Annotated in this window: 15 protein-coding genes; 5 read left to right on the top strand and 10 right to left on the bottom strand. The window is 66.2% G+C overall.

Annotated features, from left to right (window positions below; translation table 11 throughout):
- Positions 1–6: 6 nt before the first annotated feature.
- Positions 7–759: an SURF1 family protein gene (locus AB4118_RS24400; RefSeq protein WP_441492167.1), complete on the top strand. Its 753-nt coding sequence runs from the start codon at positions 7–9 to the stop codon at positions 757–759.
- Between the two features lie 56 nt (positions 760–815).
- On the opposite strand, the gene AB4118_RS24395 is transcribed toward AB4118_RS24400, so the two are convergent.
- The 9 genes from AB4118_RS24395 to AB4118_RS24355 form a co-directional block, all read right to left on the bottom strand.
- Positions 816–1,592, bottom strand: a complete 777-nt coding sequence (locus tag AB4118_RS24395; RefSeq protein WP_441492166.1) for an enoyl-CoA hydratase/isomerase family protein — start codon at positions 1,590–1,592, stop codon at positions 816–818.
- Between the two features lie 117 nt (positions 1,593–1,709).
- Complete coding sequence (locus AB4118_RS24390) at positions 1,710–2,483, bottom strand: TSUP family transporter (RefSeq protein WP_441492165.1); 774 nt, start codon at positions 2,481–2,483, stop codon at positions 1,710–1,712.
- Positions 2,480–3,229: an SDR family NAD(P)-dependent oxidoreductase gene (locus AB4118_RS24385; RefSeq protein WP_441492164.1), complete on the bottom strand. Its 750-nt coding sequence runs from the start codon at positions 3,227–3,229 to the stop codon at positions 2,480–2,482. The genes AB4118_RS24390 and AB4118_RS24385 overlap by 4 nt, the downstream gene beginning before the upstream one ends.
- A 3-nt stretch (positions 3,230–3,232) precedes the next feature.
- Complete coding sequence (locus tag AB4118_RS24380) at positions 3,233–4,606, bottom strand: MmgE/PrpD family protein (RefSeq protein WP_441492163.1); 1,374 nt, start codon at positions 4,604–4,606, stop codon at positions 3,233–3,235.
- Positions 4,603–6,099, bottom strand: a complete 1,497-nt coding sequence (locus tag AB4118_RS24375) for a tripartite tricarboxylate transporter permease (RefSeq protein WP_441492162.1) — start codon at positions 6,097–6,099, stop codon at positions 4,603–4,605. Before AB4118_RS24375 ends, AB4118_RS24380 begins: the two co-directional genes overlap by 4 nt.
- Before the next feature lie 10 nt (positions 6,100–6,109).
- Positions 6,110–6,607, bottom strand: a complete 498-nt coding sequence (locus AB4118_RS24370) for a tripartite tricarboxylate transporter TctB family protein (protein ID WP_441492161.1) — start codon at positions 6,605–6,607, stop codon at positions 6,110–6,112.
- A 49-nt stretch (positions 6,608–6,656) separates the two neighbouring features.
- On the bottom strand, positions 6,657–7,619 hold the full coding sequence (locus tag AB4118_RS24365; protein ID WP_441492160.1) for a tripartite tricarboxylate transporter substrate binding protein: 963 nt from the start codon (positions 7,617–7,619) through the stop codon (positions 6,657–6,659).
- A gap of 95 nt (positions 7,620–7,714) precedes the next feature.
- A complete protein-coding gene (locus tag AB4118_RS24360) occupies positions 7,715–9,157 on the bottom strand; it encodes an MmgE/PrpD family protein (RefSeq protein WP_441492159.1) in 1,443 nt (480 codons plus the stop codon).
- A gap of 32 nt (positions 9,158–9,189) precedes the next feature.
- Complete coding sequence (locus tag AB4118_RS24355) at positions 9,190–9,891, bottom strand: FCD domain-containing protein (protein ID WP_069878941.1); 702 nt, start codon at positions 9,889–9,891, stop codon at positions 9,190–9,192.
- Between the two features lie 348 nt (positions 9,892–10,239).
- On the opposite strand from AB4118_RS24355, the gene AB4118_RS24350 reads away from it, so the two are divergent.
- The 3 genes from AB4118_RS24350 to AB4118_RS24340 all read left to right on the top strand — a co-directional run bounded on the left by AB4118_RS24350 (position 10,240) and on the right by AB4118_RS24340 (position 14,292).
- Positions 10,240–11,334, top strand: coding sequence for an ABC transporter ATP-binding protein (locus AB4118_RS24350; RefSeq protein WP_441492158.1), 1,095 nt, complete (start codon positions 10,240–10,242; stop codon positions 11,332–11,334).
- 54 nt (positions 11,335–11,388) lie between these two features.
- Positions 11,389–12,450 (top strand): ABC transporter substrate-binding protein, encoded by a 1,062-nt coding sequence (locus AB4118_RS24345; protein WP_441492157.1) that lies wholly within the window; start codon positions 11,389–11,391, stop codon positions 12,448–12,450.
- A 111-nt stretch (positions 12,451–12,561) separates the two neighbouring features.
- Positions 12,562–14,292 carry an ABC transporter permease gene (locus AB4118_RS24340; RefSeq protein ID WP_441492156.1) on the top strand — a complete coding sequence of 577 codons (1,731 nt, stop codon included), beginning with the start codon at positions 12,562–12,564 and terminating at the stop codon, positions 14,290–14,292.
- Here AB4118_RS24340 and AB4118_RS24335 read toward each other — a convergent pair whose 3' ends face one another.
- Positions 14,293–14,979, bottom strand: coding sequence for an FCD domain-containing protein (locus AB4118_RS24335; protein ID WP_441492155.1), 687 nt, complete (start codon positions 14,977–14,979; stop codon positions 14,293–14,295).
- Between the two features lie 122 nt (positions 14,980–15,101).
- On the opposite strand from AB4118_RS24335, the gene AB4118_RS24330 reads away from it, so the two are divergent.
- Complete coding sequence (locus AB4118_RS24330; protein WP_441492154.1) at positions 15,102–16,520, top strand: MmgE/PrpD family protein; 1,419 nt, start codon at positions 15,102–15,104, stop codon at positions 16,518–16,520.
- The last annotated feature ends 2 nt before the right edge of the window (positions 16,521–16,522 follow it).

Here is a 16,522-nt window from a genome sequence, read left to right as displayed (position 1 = left end):
GGCGTCGTGACGTTCCCGGACGCGGGGCAGGGGCGCCGACCACGCACGGCGCATGTCGTTTTTGTCGCCGCAGCCTGCGTGCTTGCGCTCATCTTCGCAGGGCTCGGCATCTGGCAGATGCAGCGGCGGGCCTGGAAGCTCGACCTCATCGCCCGTGTCGAGGCACGCATCCACGCGCCGCCAGCGGCCGCGCCCGGGCCGGCGGAATGGGGCAGGATCAACGCTGCCACCGACGAATATCGCCGCGTTGCATTGCAGGGGCGCTATCTCCCCGTGCCGGAAACGCTGACCATGGCGGTGACGGAGCGCGGCCCCGGCTTCTGGGTGCTGGCGGCGTTTCGAACGGATGCCGGCTTTACCGTTTTCGTCAATCGCGGCTTCCTGCCGGAGGGGCGGCGTGGGCCGGACGAACGGCGCAAAGTTGCCGGCGAAGCGGCGAGTCTCACCGGGTTGCTGCGGCTGAGCGAGCCGGGCGGCGGCTTCCTGCGTGCGAATGATCCCGCCGCCGGGCGCTGGTATTCCCGCGACGTCGTGCAGATCGCGCAGCAGGCACAGGGCGTCGGAGAGGTCGCACCCTATTTCGTCGATGCCGACGCTGTCTCCGAGCCTGGCCCGCTGCCGCAGGGCGGGATGACACAGGTCAGCTTCCGCAACACGCATCTCGTCTACGCGCTGACCTGGTTCTGCCTTGCATTGATGAGCGCGGGGGCGGCGGCCTATGTGATCCGGGGCAACGCCGACGAGCCGCCGTCAGCGTAGAAGCAGTCCCCTCACCGAACCCGCAGTTTCGGCCAATCATCCGAACTCATCCAGCTTCAGCGTCCTTGCCAGGTCGGCGCGCGCTTGGTGAGGAAGGCCTCGATACCCTCTCGGAAATCGGCGCTCATATAGCACATCAGGATGAGGTCGCTTTCCCCCTTGCGGTCGGATCTGGTGATCCGTCGCATCGCTTCCTTGGTCGCGCGCAGGGTCAGCGGTGCATGGCCAGCAATGGTCGTGGCCAATTCCTTTGCCCGCTCCATCAGCGCGGCATGGTCGGAGACGAGTTCAGTGTAGAGACCGATGCGGTGGCCCTCGTCGGCATCGATCAGCCGCGCGGTAAAGACGATGTCCTTGACCCGCGCCGGTCCGAGCAGGGTGGCCAGCCGCGCATAATTGTTCATGGACAGGCAATTGCCGAGCGTGCGCGCAACCGGGAAGCCGAAGCGGGCGTTGCGCGTCGCAATCCGGAGATCGCAGGCGCAAGCGATGCCGGCACCTCCGCCCGTTGCCGCTCCCGAGATCGCCGCGATGGTCGGAACCTGGCAACTTTCGATCTTCTGCAATGCACCGTCGATGCGTGCCTCATAGGCCAGCGCATCCTCCGGCTTGTCGAAGGCGCGGAACTGCGAGATGTCCGTTCCGGCGGCGAAGGCTTTCTCTCCCGCCCCGGTCAGAACCAGAACCTTGGGTGAGCCATGGCCTTCGAGATCGGAGCAGATCTCGGCGACACGGTCATACATCGCAAATGTCAGCGCGTTGCGCGCTTGTGGCCGGTTGAGCGTAATCCAGCCGATCCCGCTGTCGACCTCATAGCAGATCTCGTCACTCATCGATTCCTGCTCTCCTTCCTGCAGCCGGCATCAGGGGAACCGCTGTCGCCGGCGCCCGGCTGGAGCGCGGCGTCGGACCGGCTTGCGCCGGAACCTGTGTCGGACATCGTTTCAAGCTCAGTCCCTCAGGGCCTGGACCACGAAGGAGAAGCCGCCGAGCGCAACGACGCCGTCGAGCAGCAGCGTGTGGACCTTGAGCGGTATGCGGGCGAGCAGTGCTCTGGCGAGCCAGGCGCCCGGGAACATGCAAAGCCCGATCACCGCACCGAGCCAGACCTGCGCGCTGGTCAGGACTGCTGCCTGCCCGAAGACCAGTGTCTTGGTGAGATGCATGGTGAGACCGACGATCGCATCGGTCGCGACCAGCGCTGCACCGCCAAGCCCGGCGCCGAGCAGGATCGGGATCATCAGCAATCCGCCGCCGATCGTCGTGCCCGAGAGAAAGCCGAAGAATGCTGACGCGACGAGCACGCCGGTCGGCCCGATCTCGAAGCGCCGGCCGGCGAACAGGCGCTTGAGCACCACGATCGCGATCAGGAAGATCCCGAGCACCAGCCCGATCGCCGCCTCGTCGAGCCGGGTATAGAGCACCGCTCCGGCAAAGCAGCCGGGGATCGCCGCCGACAGGATGCGCCTCGTGACGGGCCAGTCGATCAATGTCCGGAAGGCGCCGACGCGCGCGACATGACTGAGCAGCATCGCAACGCTGATCGTCTGCACCACGGAGGCGACGCCGATGATCGGGGCCAGCACCAGCGACAGCACGATCGCGCCGCCCGAGCCGGTGAGCGCACTCAGCAGCGATCCGACCAGGGCGGCTGTGCCGACGGCGAGCGCCGTCGCAACCTGCACGGCCGATCCGAGCAAGGCCGGGTCGGCCACGAGGCTCATGGCAGATAGGCCCCGCCATTTACATGCATGGTCTGGCCGGTGAGATAGCGCCCGTTCGGCCCGGCAAGATAGCGCACCATCGCCGCGACCTCCTGCGGCCGGCCGCGGCGTCCGACCAAGGTGGTGCGGTGCTTGTGATGGTCCGGCTCGGCCGCGGAGTGGCCGCCGCGCACCGTATCGATCAGGCCTGGGGAGACGAGGTTGACGGTGATCCCGCGCTCGGCCAGCTCCTGCGCCAGCGCTTTGGTGAGACCGTCAAGTCCGGCCTTGGCAGTGACGACATGGGCGCGTTGCTTCGCGCCGGTATAGGCTGTCAGTCCGCCGATGTTGATGATGGCGCCTGCGCCGCTCGCGGTCAGCGCGTCCAGTGCCGCCTGCGAGCACAGGAACGGGCCGTCGAGCGTGACCCCGAGCACCTGATGCCATTGCGCCAGGGTCATCGCATCGAAGGCCACTTCGCCACGGATCGCGGCATTGTTGACGAGGATGTCGATCCGGCCGAAGCGCTTGAGCGTGGCCTCGACGGCGGCGCGGACAGAGCCAGGGTTGGTGACATCGGCCAACTGCCAGGCGGCACGACCACCCTCGGCCTCGACTGCGGCGACCATTTCGCCAAGCCCTGTCTCGTCCGAGAGCGCCACGCCCATCACCGCTGCCCCACCGGCGGCGAGTTCGAGCGCGATGGCGCGCCCGATATTGCGGGCTGCTCCCGTGACCAGCGCAACCTTGCCGTCGAGTTCAGTCATCGCTCAGCCCCGTGCCGCCGAGAGGTCGACGCTGCCGCCGGCGACGAGCGTGTCGAGCGCGGCGGCCATCTGCTCAGAGCGCTCGCGCGCCCAGCCCCCGAAGGCGGCGTTGTCGTGGAATTTCTGCAGGATATCGCTGGCGGAAAGAGGTTCATGCGCCCCGCCGCGCATGTGCGGCTGACGCAGCTCGCGTAGCGAGCCATCCGTGAGGGTAGCCCTGATATGGCCGCTGAAATTGCGCGGATACGCGTCTTCTGGATTGACGACATAGGACACCTTGGCGGCCAGCGCCCGCACGCTCGCCTCCGCCACGCGCTCCTCGGTGAATTGCCCAAGCCCGGCGCCGCCATCGATGAAACCGACGGCGACGCAATAGGGCGTCGAGAATTTTGCCGCATAGGCGTTGGGCGGCGCCTGTTTCAGCGCCAGTGGTTCCCAGAGCCGGTGCACCGTGCCTTCGCCGACCTCGCATTCCAGGCTGACGATGTCCTGCGCCTTGATACCCTGCTGCGCCAGTGCGATGGCGCAGTCGACGAAGGGCTGGGTCATCGTTCCGCAGGCATAAGGCTTGAAGGCGAGTGTCTCGAGCACCCAGCTCTCGCCCAACCCGTCGAGCAGCGGCGTGAAATCCGGTGCCTTCGACGGAGCGAAGGCGCGGTAGAAACCGTGATGGCCCTCGATCACGGTTGCGGGTCCGAGGAAGCCGGCCTCGGCCAGCAGGGCGGCGCGGATGCCGGCCTGCGCTGCCGCACCGGCATGGAGCCGCTTGGTCCAGCTGCCGTCGGCGAGATATTCGATGATGCCGGAGGCCAGGCTGCCGGCGACGCCGATGGCATGCGCGATCAGCTTCGGGGGCAGGCCGAGGGCGCTCGCCACCGCGGCGGCAGCTGCGGGAGCGCCGATCACCGCGGTCGGGTGAAAACAGGCCTTGTGAATCGCTTGCGGCGTCACCAGGCTCATTCGGCACATCAGCTCGGTGCCGACTGCAACACCGCGCAGCACGGCTTCGCCCGACAACCCGCGATGCTCCGCCGCCGCCAGCACGGCCGGCACGATCACGGCGCCGGCGTGGATCGGCCCGCCCTCGAATGTATCGTCAAAATCCTCGCCATGCGCCGCGGTGCCGTTGACCAGCGCGGCGTCATAGGGGCCCAGGCCCGATGCATGGCCGATCGCGGTTGCCTTGCCCGACGACGCGGTCGAGGCCAGGGCGGCGCGGACATAGTCGGTGCCACGCGCCGCGACGCAAAGCCCGGCGACGTCGAGCAGCAGCAGGCGGACGGTCTCCCGCGCCTTGGGGCTCACCCTCGCATGGGCGGCGAAGCTGGCGAGCCGCAGCGCGACCGGCTCATCGGCGATCGAAGTCTGGTGGTTCACGCGTGCGCATCCTTGAGCTTGGCATTGCGCGCGTCACGGAATTCGCGGACGAGCGAGAGGGTGACGAAGACGGTCGATGCCAGCAGCAGGCCGACCGCGATCGGGTCTTCGAGGAAGATCGAATGGTCACCGCCGGAGAGCAGCAGCGAGCGGCGATAGCTCGACTCGACCATGTGACCGAGCACGACGCCGAGGATCAGCGGCAGGAACGGATACCCGGCGCGGCGCATCAGGTAGCCGACGAGGCCCATGCCGAGCGCGATGCCGAGATCGGCAAGCGAGGTGTTGAGCGTGTAGATGCCCGACAGGATCAAGGCGAGGATGAAGCCGGCGAGATAGGCGCGGGGCCGGTTCACCAGCCAGACGCAGACGGGCAGCAGCAGGATGCCGACGACGATCTGTGCCAGGGTCGCGATGAACGAACCGAGATAGAGCCCGACCACGACATCGGCATTCTGCTCGAACAGGCGTGGCCCGGGCAGCAGCCCGTGGATCAGCAGGCCGCCGAGCAGCACCGCAGTCGAGTTCGAGCTCGGAATGCCGAAAGAGAGAAGCGGGATCAACGCGGTGCTGGCCACCGTGTTGTTGGCGGTCTCGGGCGCAGCGACGCCCTCCTCCGATCCCTTGCCGAATTTCTCCGGCTCCTTCGACCAGCGCCTGGCCTCGTTATAGGACAGGAAGGCCGCAATCGAACCGCCGCCACCCGGGGTCAGCCCCTCGAATGTGCCGAGCAGGCAGCCGATGAACTGCGAGCGCTTGAGCCTGTTCATCATGCTCAAGCTGGGCAGGCGGACCTTGACCTGTTCACGCAGGCCGCCAATGTCGCGCGAGCCGGACTGCATCATCAACTCGCTGACCGCGAAGATGCCGATCATGATCAGGACGGGTTCGACGCCTCCGAGCAGCTCCGGGCTACCGAAGGTGAAGCGCGTCACGCCCGAGATAGGGTCGGTGCCGATGGTCGAGATCATCAGCCCGACGACTGCCGCGGCGAGACCCTTGAGCAGCGAGCCGTTGGTCATGGAGGCGATGACGCTGAGGCCGAGAATGCCGAGCGCGAAATAGGAGGTTGGCCTGAAGGCGAGTGCGACCCAGGAGAGCGGCTCGGTCAGCATGATCAGCATGACCAGGCCGAACAGGCTGCCGATGACGCCCGACCAGAGCGAGATGCCCAGCGCCTCGCCGGCCCGGCCCTGCTTCTTCATCTCGTAGCCGTCGATCACGGTCGCGGCGGCCGAGTTGGTGCCGGGTGTGCGGATCAGGATGGCCGGGATCGAGCCGCCATATTCGGCGCCGATATAGGTGCAGGCCAGCATCACGATCGCCTGCACCGGCGCCATGCCGTAGGTGAAGGGCAGCAGCAGGGCCATGGTGATCGAGGCCGAGATACCGGGCAGCGATCCGCCGATGATGCCCCAGATCAGGCCGACGATCGAGAACAGGATGATCGGCGAGCCGAACAGGAGGTCGAATGCGATTCCGAGCGAATGCATCATCGTCCCCTTAGAAGAACCAGCCGGAGGGCTGATGCACGCCGAGCAGCTTGACGAAGATCGCCCAGTAGCCGACGGCCCCGCCCATCGCGATCAGCGCGGTTTTCCAGTTCGCCGCCGCGCCCTCGAAGAGAGCGATCGCGCCGATCAGGAGGGCAATGGCGGGCAGGTAGCCGATGATCGGCACGAGCACGACATAGGCCGCACCGAAGCCGAGGAAACCGAGCGCGCGCGGCAGCGGCGCGATCGGGTCGTCATCACCGGGTTGAGTGACTATCGCGGCTGGCTTCGGCGCCCGCGCCAGCGCGCCCTCGATGATGGCGCGGGCCACCAGGACCGCGCCGAACCCGGCCAGGGCGAAGGCGAGGATACGCGGCAATCCGCCCGCGCCGACATCGTCGGCGAGCGAACTCTCCGCGATGTCGCTGATGCCGAGGTAGTACAGGATCGCGATGGCGAGCACGATGAGCCCGCCTGCCAGATCCTTCTGAGCTGTTCGCCCGCTCATGCTACGGTCTTTCCCGACGGGTTGCGCACATGGTCGCTGGAGCGCGGCGTCACTTCAGGACGCCGTTCTCCCTCAGGAAGGCTTCGGTGACGGTGCCGAAGTTCTGGACGAAGCCCTGGTACTGGTCGTGGGGTATGAAGTTCGCGACCAGGCTCTCGGTTCTGTAGACCTTCTGATACTCGGGATCGGCCAGGATCTTCGGCACGGCCTCGTCCCAGATCTTGGTGATCGCCGGCGGCAGCCCTTTGGGGCCGGCAAGGCCACGGAATTTGTCGAGCGCGATCGCGTAGCCGGATTCCTTCACCGTCGGGATGTTGGGGAAGGCTTCCATACGCTTGGCATCGAAGGTCGCGAGCAACCGGATCCTGCCGGCCTCGAGTTGCGGACGAATCTCCGGGATCTCGCCGATGCCGATATCGAGCGTGCCGTTGAGCACGTTGATCATCAGGTCGCCGCCACCCTCATGCGAGACCACGGCGGGGGACACGCCTGCCGCCTTCTTGAGCTGCTCGGCCGCCTGGCGCTCCAGCGAGGCCGGATTGGCCGCGCCCCAACGCCCACGCGAGCTCTGCGCCTTGTCGATCACGTCCTTGAGGGTTTTGTAGGGGCCGTCGGCGCGGGTGTAGATCACCTCCGAGTCGGTGAAGAAGTTCGCCAGCGGCTCGACGTCCTTGTAGCCGTGCTGTGTCTTCGAGAGCAGCGAGGTGTAGATGTAGGTCGGCGTCGTCGCGTAGAAGACGCTGCCATCGGCGGGCGCCGTCGCCAGCCGCGAGACGGCGCGGGCTCCGCTGCCACCCTGCACGTTCTCGATGATGAAGGTCGCCTTGATGTATTTCGGCAGGTGCTTGGCCATCTCGCGCAAGAAGACGTCGCTGCCGCCCCCCGGACTCGAATGGGTGACGAGCGTGACCACCTTATGCGGGTAATCGACCGGCGCTTGCGCGGCGGCGCCGCCTGCCGACCAGGCCGAGAGGCTGGTGGCGACGGCTGTGGCGATGGCCAGATGTCGCATGGTTTCTCTCCCTGAGATCGATGAATGGGCCTCCCTGCTTCGGAGAGGCCTCGTTCGATTGGCGCGGCGGCGCGGCTTCTCCGCGCCAGGCCGTCTTACTGCGCGGCGTTGCGCAGCGGCCGGACTGCCGGCGTGGTGTCGAAGACGAGCTGCTCGACGAGCATCTCGATCCGCGGCAGGGCGTCGACGCCCCAGGCCAGATCGAGCAGCCTGTCCTGGGCGGCGTCGGTGATCGCGCCCTCGGCACACATCCGGAACTTGGCTTCGAGATCGGCGTCGCTGATCGGGTTGTCCGGGCCGCCGCGATAGCGCTCGTCGGCCCATTGCACGAGGGTCCGGCCGTCCTTGGTCTCGACCTCGATGCGCGAGCGGATCTTGTCATAGCCGCGCGCATCGATTTCGGGGTCGTTGAGGACCTCGGTGCGCTTCTGCATGTCCTGCATCGCCGGCGAGGCCACGAACGCGTCGCTGAACTCGTGATGGCTGGCGCGGCGACAGAGCGCGATCATCGAGAGCAGCGCGGGCATCGAGAACTTGGCCTGGAGGTGGTTCTGCGCCAGCGGATAGCGGATCGGCTCGAGGATGTTCCTGCCGGCAAAGAAGCGGATGCGCTCGACCTGCTCGGGTTTGAGGTCATGCGCGAGCACCAACGCCAGCATCGCGTCCATCGATTGATGGGTCAGGATGCCGGACGGGTAGGGCTTGATGCTGATGCCGGGCTCAGCGATCGTCAGCGTCTCGCCGAAGCCCTGCGGCAGCTTCTCTTCCGAAAGTCCCTCGCCCATCACCTGGAAGAAGCCCCAGGTGCCGTCGAGGGCCGCCGGGTCGGCGGTGAAGCCGCGTGCCGCGAGAAGGGCCGCGGTGACGCCGTTTTCCGAAGCGCGACCGACATGAAGCGGCTTGGTCATCGTGCCGAAATTGCAGCGGATGCCGGCAGCGAAACTCGCCGCGATGCCGAGGGCATGCGCTACCTCGGCGCCCTTGAGACCGAGTAGCTTCGCGGCGGCGGCGGCGGCGCCGAAGGTGCCGACCGTGCCGCTGCTGTGATGGCCACGACGATAATGGCGCGGCGTCATCCATTCCGAGATCTTGCATTCGACCTCGAACCCCGTCTGGAAGGCGAGCATGAGGCGCTTGCCGTCAATGCCGCCAAGGCGTTGCGCCAGCACAAGCGCCGCGGTCAGCGGCGGCACCGAGGGGTGGGTCAGCAGGCCGTAGACATGGCGCGGGTCGTTCGAAACCTGGGTGTCGTCCCAGTCGTGAGCATGGCCGGCAGTGCCGAGCACGCGCGCCGCCAGCGCCGCGGGAACGCGGGTATGGCCATGGCCGATCAGCAGCGCCTCGGCCTTGCCGCCGATTTCCGCCGCATCGGCCGCCAGCATGCGCACCGAGTCCTCAAGTCCACCGGCCAGGTAGAGGCCAAGCGCATCGATGATGCAGCGCCGGCCGATCCGCAGCGCCTCAGCTGGCAGGCCGTCGTAGCTCGCCCTCTCGATGAACGCGACAGCGGAGGCAGTAACGTGGTTGAGCTCGGTCATGGCGTATCCGGCTTTCTCTTGAACGAAGATCGTCAGTTGGTCAGACGCGTGGGCTGCGCCTCGGTCTTCCGGTAGGCGGCGAGCAGGCGCGCCTTGGCGCGGGCGACATGGTCGGAATGGGCGCGCTGGGCACGCTCGGGATCGCGGGCGGCGATCGCCTCGACCATCTCGCGATGCTCCGAGTTGGAAACCTCCAGGCCGCCGCCCTGCACCAGGCTGCGGGCACGAAACAGGTGCAGCTTCTTGACCAGCCCGCGATATTGTGCGGCGAGCGTGCCATTGCCGCAGGCATCGATGATGAATTCGTGGAAGGCGAGGTTGAGCGGGTAGTAGCGGTCGAAGTCGCGGTGGCGCGCGGCTGCTTCCATCTGCTCGAGATAATCCCTCAACCGCGCCACCTCCGCCTCGCTGACCCGCTCGGCCAGGAGCTTGCCGGCAAGACCGAACAGCACTGTGCGCACGTCGTAGATCTCGATGGCCTCCTCGACCGCCGGCTGGCGGATGAAGACGCCGCGATTGGGAATCAGCTCGACCAGGCCCAGCCCTTCAAGGGCCCGCAGCGCCTCACGCACCGGGCCGCGGCTGGTGCCGAAGCGGATCGCCAGATGGTTTTCGTTGACCCGCTTACCCGGCGGAATCTCGCCGGCAAGGATCGCCCTCTCGATTTCGCGTTCGAGCACGCCCGAAAGCGAGCGGGTCCTCAGAATGGTCAGGGCATCGTCTGGAATGGTCATAGGCTCTGATATCAGCGTCTACAGAAAACTGTCAACAGTTTGCAATTCTCGAGTTACCATGCTCTCATGAGGTGGTCGCGCGTCCCGAGGAGGGAACAGATCGGCGCAGATCCACGCCTCCCGAGACCGATATCGGGTGGGCTTAGGGCTTGGATCTGCCGGCTGCCGCCGAGGCGCGGAGATCCGGTCGGCCCACTGCACAACCGCTGAAGTGCAGCTCAGGGTTGATCGTAGAATGCTTATTGTTGACAATCCTGAGGATTGGCCCTTAGCTCGTATCAAAATTGGGATGGCGGAGCAGGTGTACCCGCTCGCCGCCGATCCAGAAAAACGAAGCCCGGACCCCGGATGTCCAGGCGATATCGCGTCTGGGAGGATGCATTGGCGTTTCTGGAACTTGCCGATCTGACGATGCGGTACGGCGCGATGACGGTGGTCGATCGCGTCGATCTGAATGTCGAGAAGGGCAATCTCGTCTGCCTGCTCGGGCCTTCAGGCTGCGGCAAGACGACCACCTTGCGCCTCATCGCCGGCTTCATCACGCCCAAGGGTGGCGAGATCCATGTCGGCGGGCGCACGATCTCGTCGGCCGGCTGGAGCGAACCGCCGGAGCGGCGGGGCATGTCGATGATCTTCCAGAGCTACGCGCTCTGGCCGCACATGACCGTTCGCGAGAATATCGGCTATGGGCTGTCCCTCCGGAAGATGCAGGCGGCCGAGATCGCGCGGCTCGTCGACAAGATCCTCGACGTCACGCGGTTGAAGCCGCTGGCCGAGCGCTATCCGGGAGAGCTGTCCGGAGGGCAGCAGCAACGCGTTTCGCTGGCACGCGCGCTCGTCGTCGAGCCCGAGATCCTGCTGCTCGACGAGCCGCTCTCCAATCTCGACGCCAACCTGCGCGAGGAGATGCGCTTCGAGATCCGCCGGCTCCACGACGCCTATCGCTACACCACCGTCTATGTGACGCACGACCAGGCCGAGGCGATGACCACGGCCGATCTCATCGTGGTGATGAACCAGGGCCGGATCGAGCAGGCGGGCAGCCCGGAAGAGATCTATGAGCGGCCGCAATCGGAATTCGTGGCGCGCTTCCTCGGCGGCACCAACATCCTGAAGGGCCGGTGGCTCGATGCCGATACGGTCGAGTGCGGCCCGCTGAAGCTTCGCTGCGGCACCGGCGATTTCTCGGCCGGCGGCGATGGCGTCGTCTCGGTGCGCCATCATGACATCGTGCTGGACGCCAAGCCGCAGGGCGACGGGCCGAACCGGGCGCAGGGCACGGTCCTGCGCCAGGTCTATCTCGGCTCGCATCGCGACTACCTGATCGAACTTCCCGGCGGCGCGCAGATCCGCACGGTTGCCGAACCGCACCTCGCCATCGACCGCGGCCAACCCGTCTGGCTGCACTTTCCACAGGAGCACTGCCGCGCTCTCGCCCGCTGAACCGGGGGCGCGAAAGCAATCTCGCCAACATCATAACAATGAGGAGGAACGAGAATGACACGCCCAATGTTCGACAGACGATCCGTGGTGGCCGGCCTTCTGCTCTCGACGGCTCTCGGAAGCATGCCCGCTCTGGCGCAGGCTCCGGCCCCCTATCAGGTCACGCCGGAGCTTATCGAGGCGGCGAAGAAAGAAGGCACGGTCACCTTCTACACCGCGACCGACGTGGCGGTCTCGGAAAAGGTCGGCAATGCGTTTGAGGCGAAATATCCCGGCATCAAGGTGAAGGTCGAGCGTTCCGGTTCCGAGCGGGTGTTCCAGCGCCTCAGCCAGGAATATGGCAGCTCCATCCATAATGCCGACGTCGTCGAAACCTCCGACGCGGTGCATTTCGTCCTGTTCAAGCGCAATGGCTGGCTGGCCCAGGCCGTGCCGGCCGAGGTCGCGAAGGACTGGCCGAAGGAGGCCAAGGATGCCGACGGCTATTATGCGGCCTATCGCGCGCATCTCTCGGTCATCGGTTACAACAGCAAGCAGGTGAAGGCGGAGGATGCGCCCAAGAGCCATGCCGACCTGCTCGATCCGAAATGGCGCGGCCGCATCGTCAAGGCCCATCCCGGCTATTCCGGCACGGTGATGACCGGCACGGACGTCCTCAGTCAGGCGCTCGGCTGGGAGTTCTTCGAGAAGCTCGGCAAGCAGCGCATCATGCAGGTCCAGTCATCGACAGAGCCGCCGAAGAAACTCGCCCAGGGCGAACGTTCGATCGAAGCCGACGGCAACGAATACAACATGTTCATGCTCAAGGAGTCCGGCGTTCCCGTCGAGATCGTCTATGCGACCGAGGGCACGCCGATCGCCATCGGTCATGGCGGGATACTGAAGAACGCGCCGCACCCCAATGCCGCGAAGCTGTTCTACTCCTTCCTCTTCGACCAGGAGACACAACAGCTCAACAGCGATTCCGGCGGGCTTCGCTCGTTCCACCCGCGCGTCAAGGAGAAGGAGACGCGTACGCCGCTTTCCAAGATCAAGCTGCTCTATTCCGACCCGCTGAAGCTCGAGCCCAATATCGAGATGATCAAGAAGAAATACGAAGAGTATTTCGGCACCTGATCCATTCCGCGCGGACCCCACGGCGCGGATCTTCCGCGCCGTGCATCGCCCTTTGACGAGAGCTGCACCCGGCGCCGGCGCGTCGCGCGCTGGCGGCGCACGGAGATCCTCATGACAGCGATAACCGGGATCGTGTCCGGAGTTCCCATACGCCACGTCGCCATCGACTGGTCGCGGCCGATCTTCGTGCTGCTCACGGTTATCCTTTCGGTGCTGGTCGTGCTGCCGCTCGCATGGCTCGGCTACTACGCCGTGACCGATCAGTCCGGCAGCCTCAGCCTGGCGAATTTCAGGGCTCTGGTCAGCGATGCGACGCTGCGCCGGCCGTTCATCGTGGCGATCACCATGGCGCTCAGCGTCGGTGTGCTGTCCTGCGCCATCGCAACGCCACTTGCCTGGATCGTGGCCCGCACCGACATGCCGGGTCGCACGCTTGTGCGCGGGCTCGTCATGGCCTCCTTCGTGACCCCGCCCTTCCTCGGCGCCATCGCCTGGGAGATCCTGGCCGCGCCCAATAGCGGCATCATCAATGCCGTCTATCGCTGGCTGTTCGACCTCGATCCCTACGAGTACCTCGTCGACATCTACACCCTGTCCGGCCTCGTCTTCGCGATCGCGTGCTACACGTTTCCCTATGTCTTCACCTTGGTGACGAACGCGCTCGAACGCGTTCCGACCGAACTCGAGGAGGCATCCGCCATCCTCGGCGGTGGCCTGTGGACGACCTTGCGCAAGGTGACGGTGCCCCTCGTCCTGCCGGCCATGCTCGCAGGCTCGCTGATCGCGGTGCTGCAGGCGTTGACCATGTTCGGCTCGCCTGCCATCCTCGCCCTACCGGCGAATTTCCACGTCATCACCACCAAGATCTGGAGCCTGTTCCAGTACCCGCCCAAGCCCGGGCTCGCTGCGGCGGCGGCGTTGCCGCTGCTCCTCGTCACCATCCTGCTGCTCTGGACGCAGCGGCGCATCCTTGGCCGGCGCGGATACACCACGGTCGGCGGCAAGAGCGGCAGCGCGCGCATCACGGTGCTCGGGCGCTGGAAATGGCTGGCGCTCGGCTTCACCTTCCTTATCCTGTCGCTGACGGTGCTGATGCCCTATGCCGCGCTGGTGAAGACCGCGCTCACCCGCACGGTGGCGGAGCCGCTGACCTTCGAGAGCTTCACGCTCCACCATATCTGGTTCGTGTTCTTCGAGTTCTCGGCGACACAGCTTGCGCTGCGCAACACGTTCCTGCTCGGCTTCCTCACCGCGACCATCGGCACGGCGATCGCGCTCGTCGTGGCCTATCTCGTCACTCGCGGCAGTTCGCGCGGGGCTCCGCTGCTCGGCTATCTCGCTACCGCGCCGGTCGCGATCCCCGGCATCGTCCTCGGCGTCGGCCTCTTCCTCAGCTATTCCAGCCCGATATTGCCGCTCTACGGCACGCTCTGGATCCTGCTGATCGCTTTCCTGACCATCGAGATGCCTGCGGGCTACCAGCAACTCTCGTCCGCCTTCAAGAGCGTGCATGTCGAGCTCGAGGAGGCGGGGCGCATCCTCGGCGCGACGCGGATGACGACGCTGCGCACCATCACCGCGCCGTTGCTGCGCTCAAACGTCGTGGCGGCATGGTGCTTCGTGTTCATCGGCACGATCCGCGAGCTTTCGGCGACGATCCTGCTGACTACGGCCGACACCAAGCTCGTATCGGTCATCATCTACGACCTCAACGAATCCGGCGATCTCGGCGCGATCTCGGTGCTCGGGATCATGCTGCTGATCGTCTCGTTTGCGGTCGTGTTCCTCGCCAACCGCCTGCCGCTCCTGGGCGGCGCGAAGGTCGCGCCGGTCCGCGGTTGATCAGGCGTCCGGGTAATGGCCGAGCGGGCCGAACAAGGCGGTGCGACTGATCAGGACATGCTCCTCCAGGGCAGCCTCGGCACCGGCGGGGTCGCGTGCCGCGATCCGCTCGAGGATTGCGCGGTGCTCGTCATTGGAGGTCGTCATCCGGCCGGGCATATCGAGGGTGCGGCGGCGCAGGAGGTGCATCTCGCGGTGGATGGCGGCGCATTCGGCTGCGAGGCGGCCATTGCCGCCGAATTCGACGATGGCTTCGTGGAAGCGCAGATTGCCGGGATAGAAGCTGTTGAGGTCGCCGGCTGCCATCGCGGCGTCCATCTCCGCGACATAGCTGGAGAGGATGGCGACCTGCTCGTCCGTGACGATGGGCGCCAGCAACCTGCCTGCCAAGCCGTAGAGCGCCGCCCGGATTTCGTAGAGCTCGGCCGCCTCGCGCCCGTCGAGCGCGCGGATGAACACGCCACGGTTGACCACGACGTTCACCAGCCCGCTCTGCTCGAGTCCCCGGCACGCCTCGCGGATCGGCCCCCGGCTGACACCCAGCCTGGCGGCGAGCGCGTTCTCGTTGAGGCGCTCGCCGGCACTCAGTTCGCCCCGTTCGATCATCTGCTCCAACTCGTGGCGGATGATCGAGGTCAGGGACTGGTTGCGGCGAAGCTGCAGGGCGGAATCGATATCGAGGCTCATGCACTGGGTTCCGTGTGATTGGCCCAATCTATCAGTCGGAGCCGGGCAACGCCATTGGATCTTAAACTGTTGACAATCGGCAAAAGACAATTAGAGGCTGATGGCCTAGCCTGGAGGACGCCATGAAGACGCCCGATAACCTTTCGCCCGCGGATAACGGTCTGACGCGCTATGTGGCGTCCTTCATCTGCGATGCGTCGCCGGCGGATCTGCCCGGCGATGTCGTCGCACTCGGCAAGAAATCGATCCTCGACGGGCTCGGGCTGGCGCTGTCGGGCTCGGTCGCCCATAGCGGCGACTATGTGCGCCGCCATCTCGCCGATCTGAACCTGGCGAGCGGACCGGCCACGGTCATCGGCTCGCGGCTGAAGGTCGCGCCGCGCTTCGCGGCCTTCGCCAACGGCGTCGGCATTCACGCCGACGACTATGACGATACCCAGCTTGCCGTGGCCAAGGACCGGGTCTACGGGCTCCTCACCCATCCGACCGCACCTGCGCTGCCGGCGGCGCTTGCCATGGGCGAGGCGAAGGGTGCCAGCGGGCGCGATGTGATGCTCGCCTACCATCTTGGCGTCGAGGTGGAGTGCAAGATCGCCGAGGCGATCAACCCGCGACATTACCAGACCGGTTTCCACGCCACGGCCACCTGCGGCACCTTCGCGGCTGCGGCGGCCAGCGCCAGGCTGATGGGGCTCGACCTCGACCAGACCCTGCGCGCGCTGTCGATCGCCGGCAGTCAGTCGGCCGGACTGCGCGAGAATTTCGGCACGATGACCAAGCCCTTCCATGCCGGGCGCTCGTCGGAGAGCGGCGTCGCGGCGGCTCAGTTCGCCGAATATGGCTGGAGCGCCACGGACAAGATCCTGGAGGCGCCGCGCGGCTTCTTCCGGGCTGCCGGCGGCGGCTATGACGCGGGCGCCATCCTGAACCAGCTCGGGGCGCCCTGGACCTTTGCGGCGCCCGGCATCTCGATCAAGCCGCATCCTTCAGGCTCGCTGACCCATCCGGGTATGACCGAGATGCTGCGTCTCATCCGCGAGAACCGGATCACCGCGGACGCGGTGGAGCGGGTCCGCGTCGGCACCAACCACAACATGCCCAACGCGCTGATCCACCATCGGCCGACCAACGAGCTCCAGGCCAAGTTCTCGATGGAGTTCTGCATGGCGATCCTGCTGATCGAGGGTAAGGCCGGCCTTGCGGAATTCACCGACGCGGTGGTGAACCGCGCCGACGTCAAGGCGATGATCGAGCGGGTCGATTTCGTGGTGGACGATGAGGCTGAGGCCGCCGGTTACGACAAGATGACGACCCTCATCGCCATTACGCTGAAAGATGGCCGGACCATCTCGGGCCGGGCCGATTTCGGCAAGGGAAGTCCGGCCAACCCGATGAGCTACGAGGAGGTCTCGGACAAGTTCCGCGAGACCGCGGGCTTCGCCAGTCTCGGCCGGGAACGGATCGAGGACGTGATCGCCATGGTGCGCGACCTGGACACTCTGCCCTCGATCGAGCGCCTGATGGCGCCCTTGAGGCTCTGACC

Origin of the sequence: Allobosea sp. 2RAB26, from assembly GCF_052115465.1 — a bacterium.
GTDB lineage: Bacteria > Pseudomonadota > Alphaproteobacteria > Rhizobiales > Beijerinckiaceae > Allobosea.
This window is presented reverse-complemented; position numbering and strand designations above follow the sequence as displayed.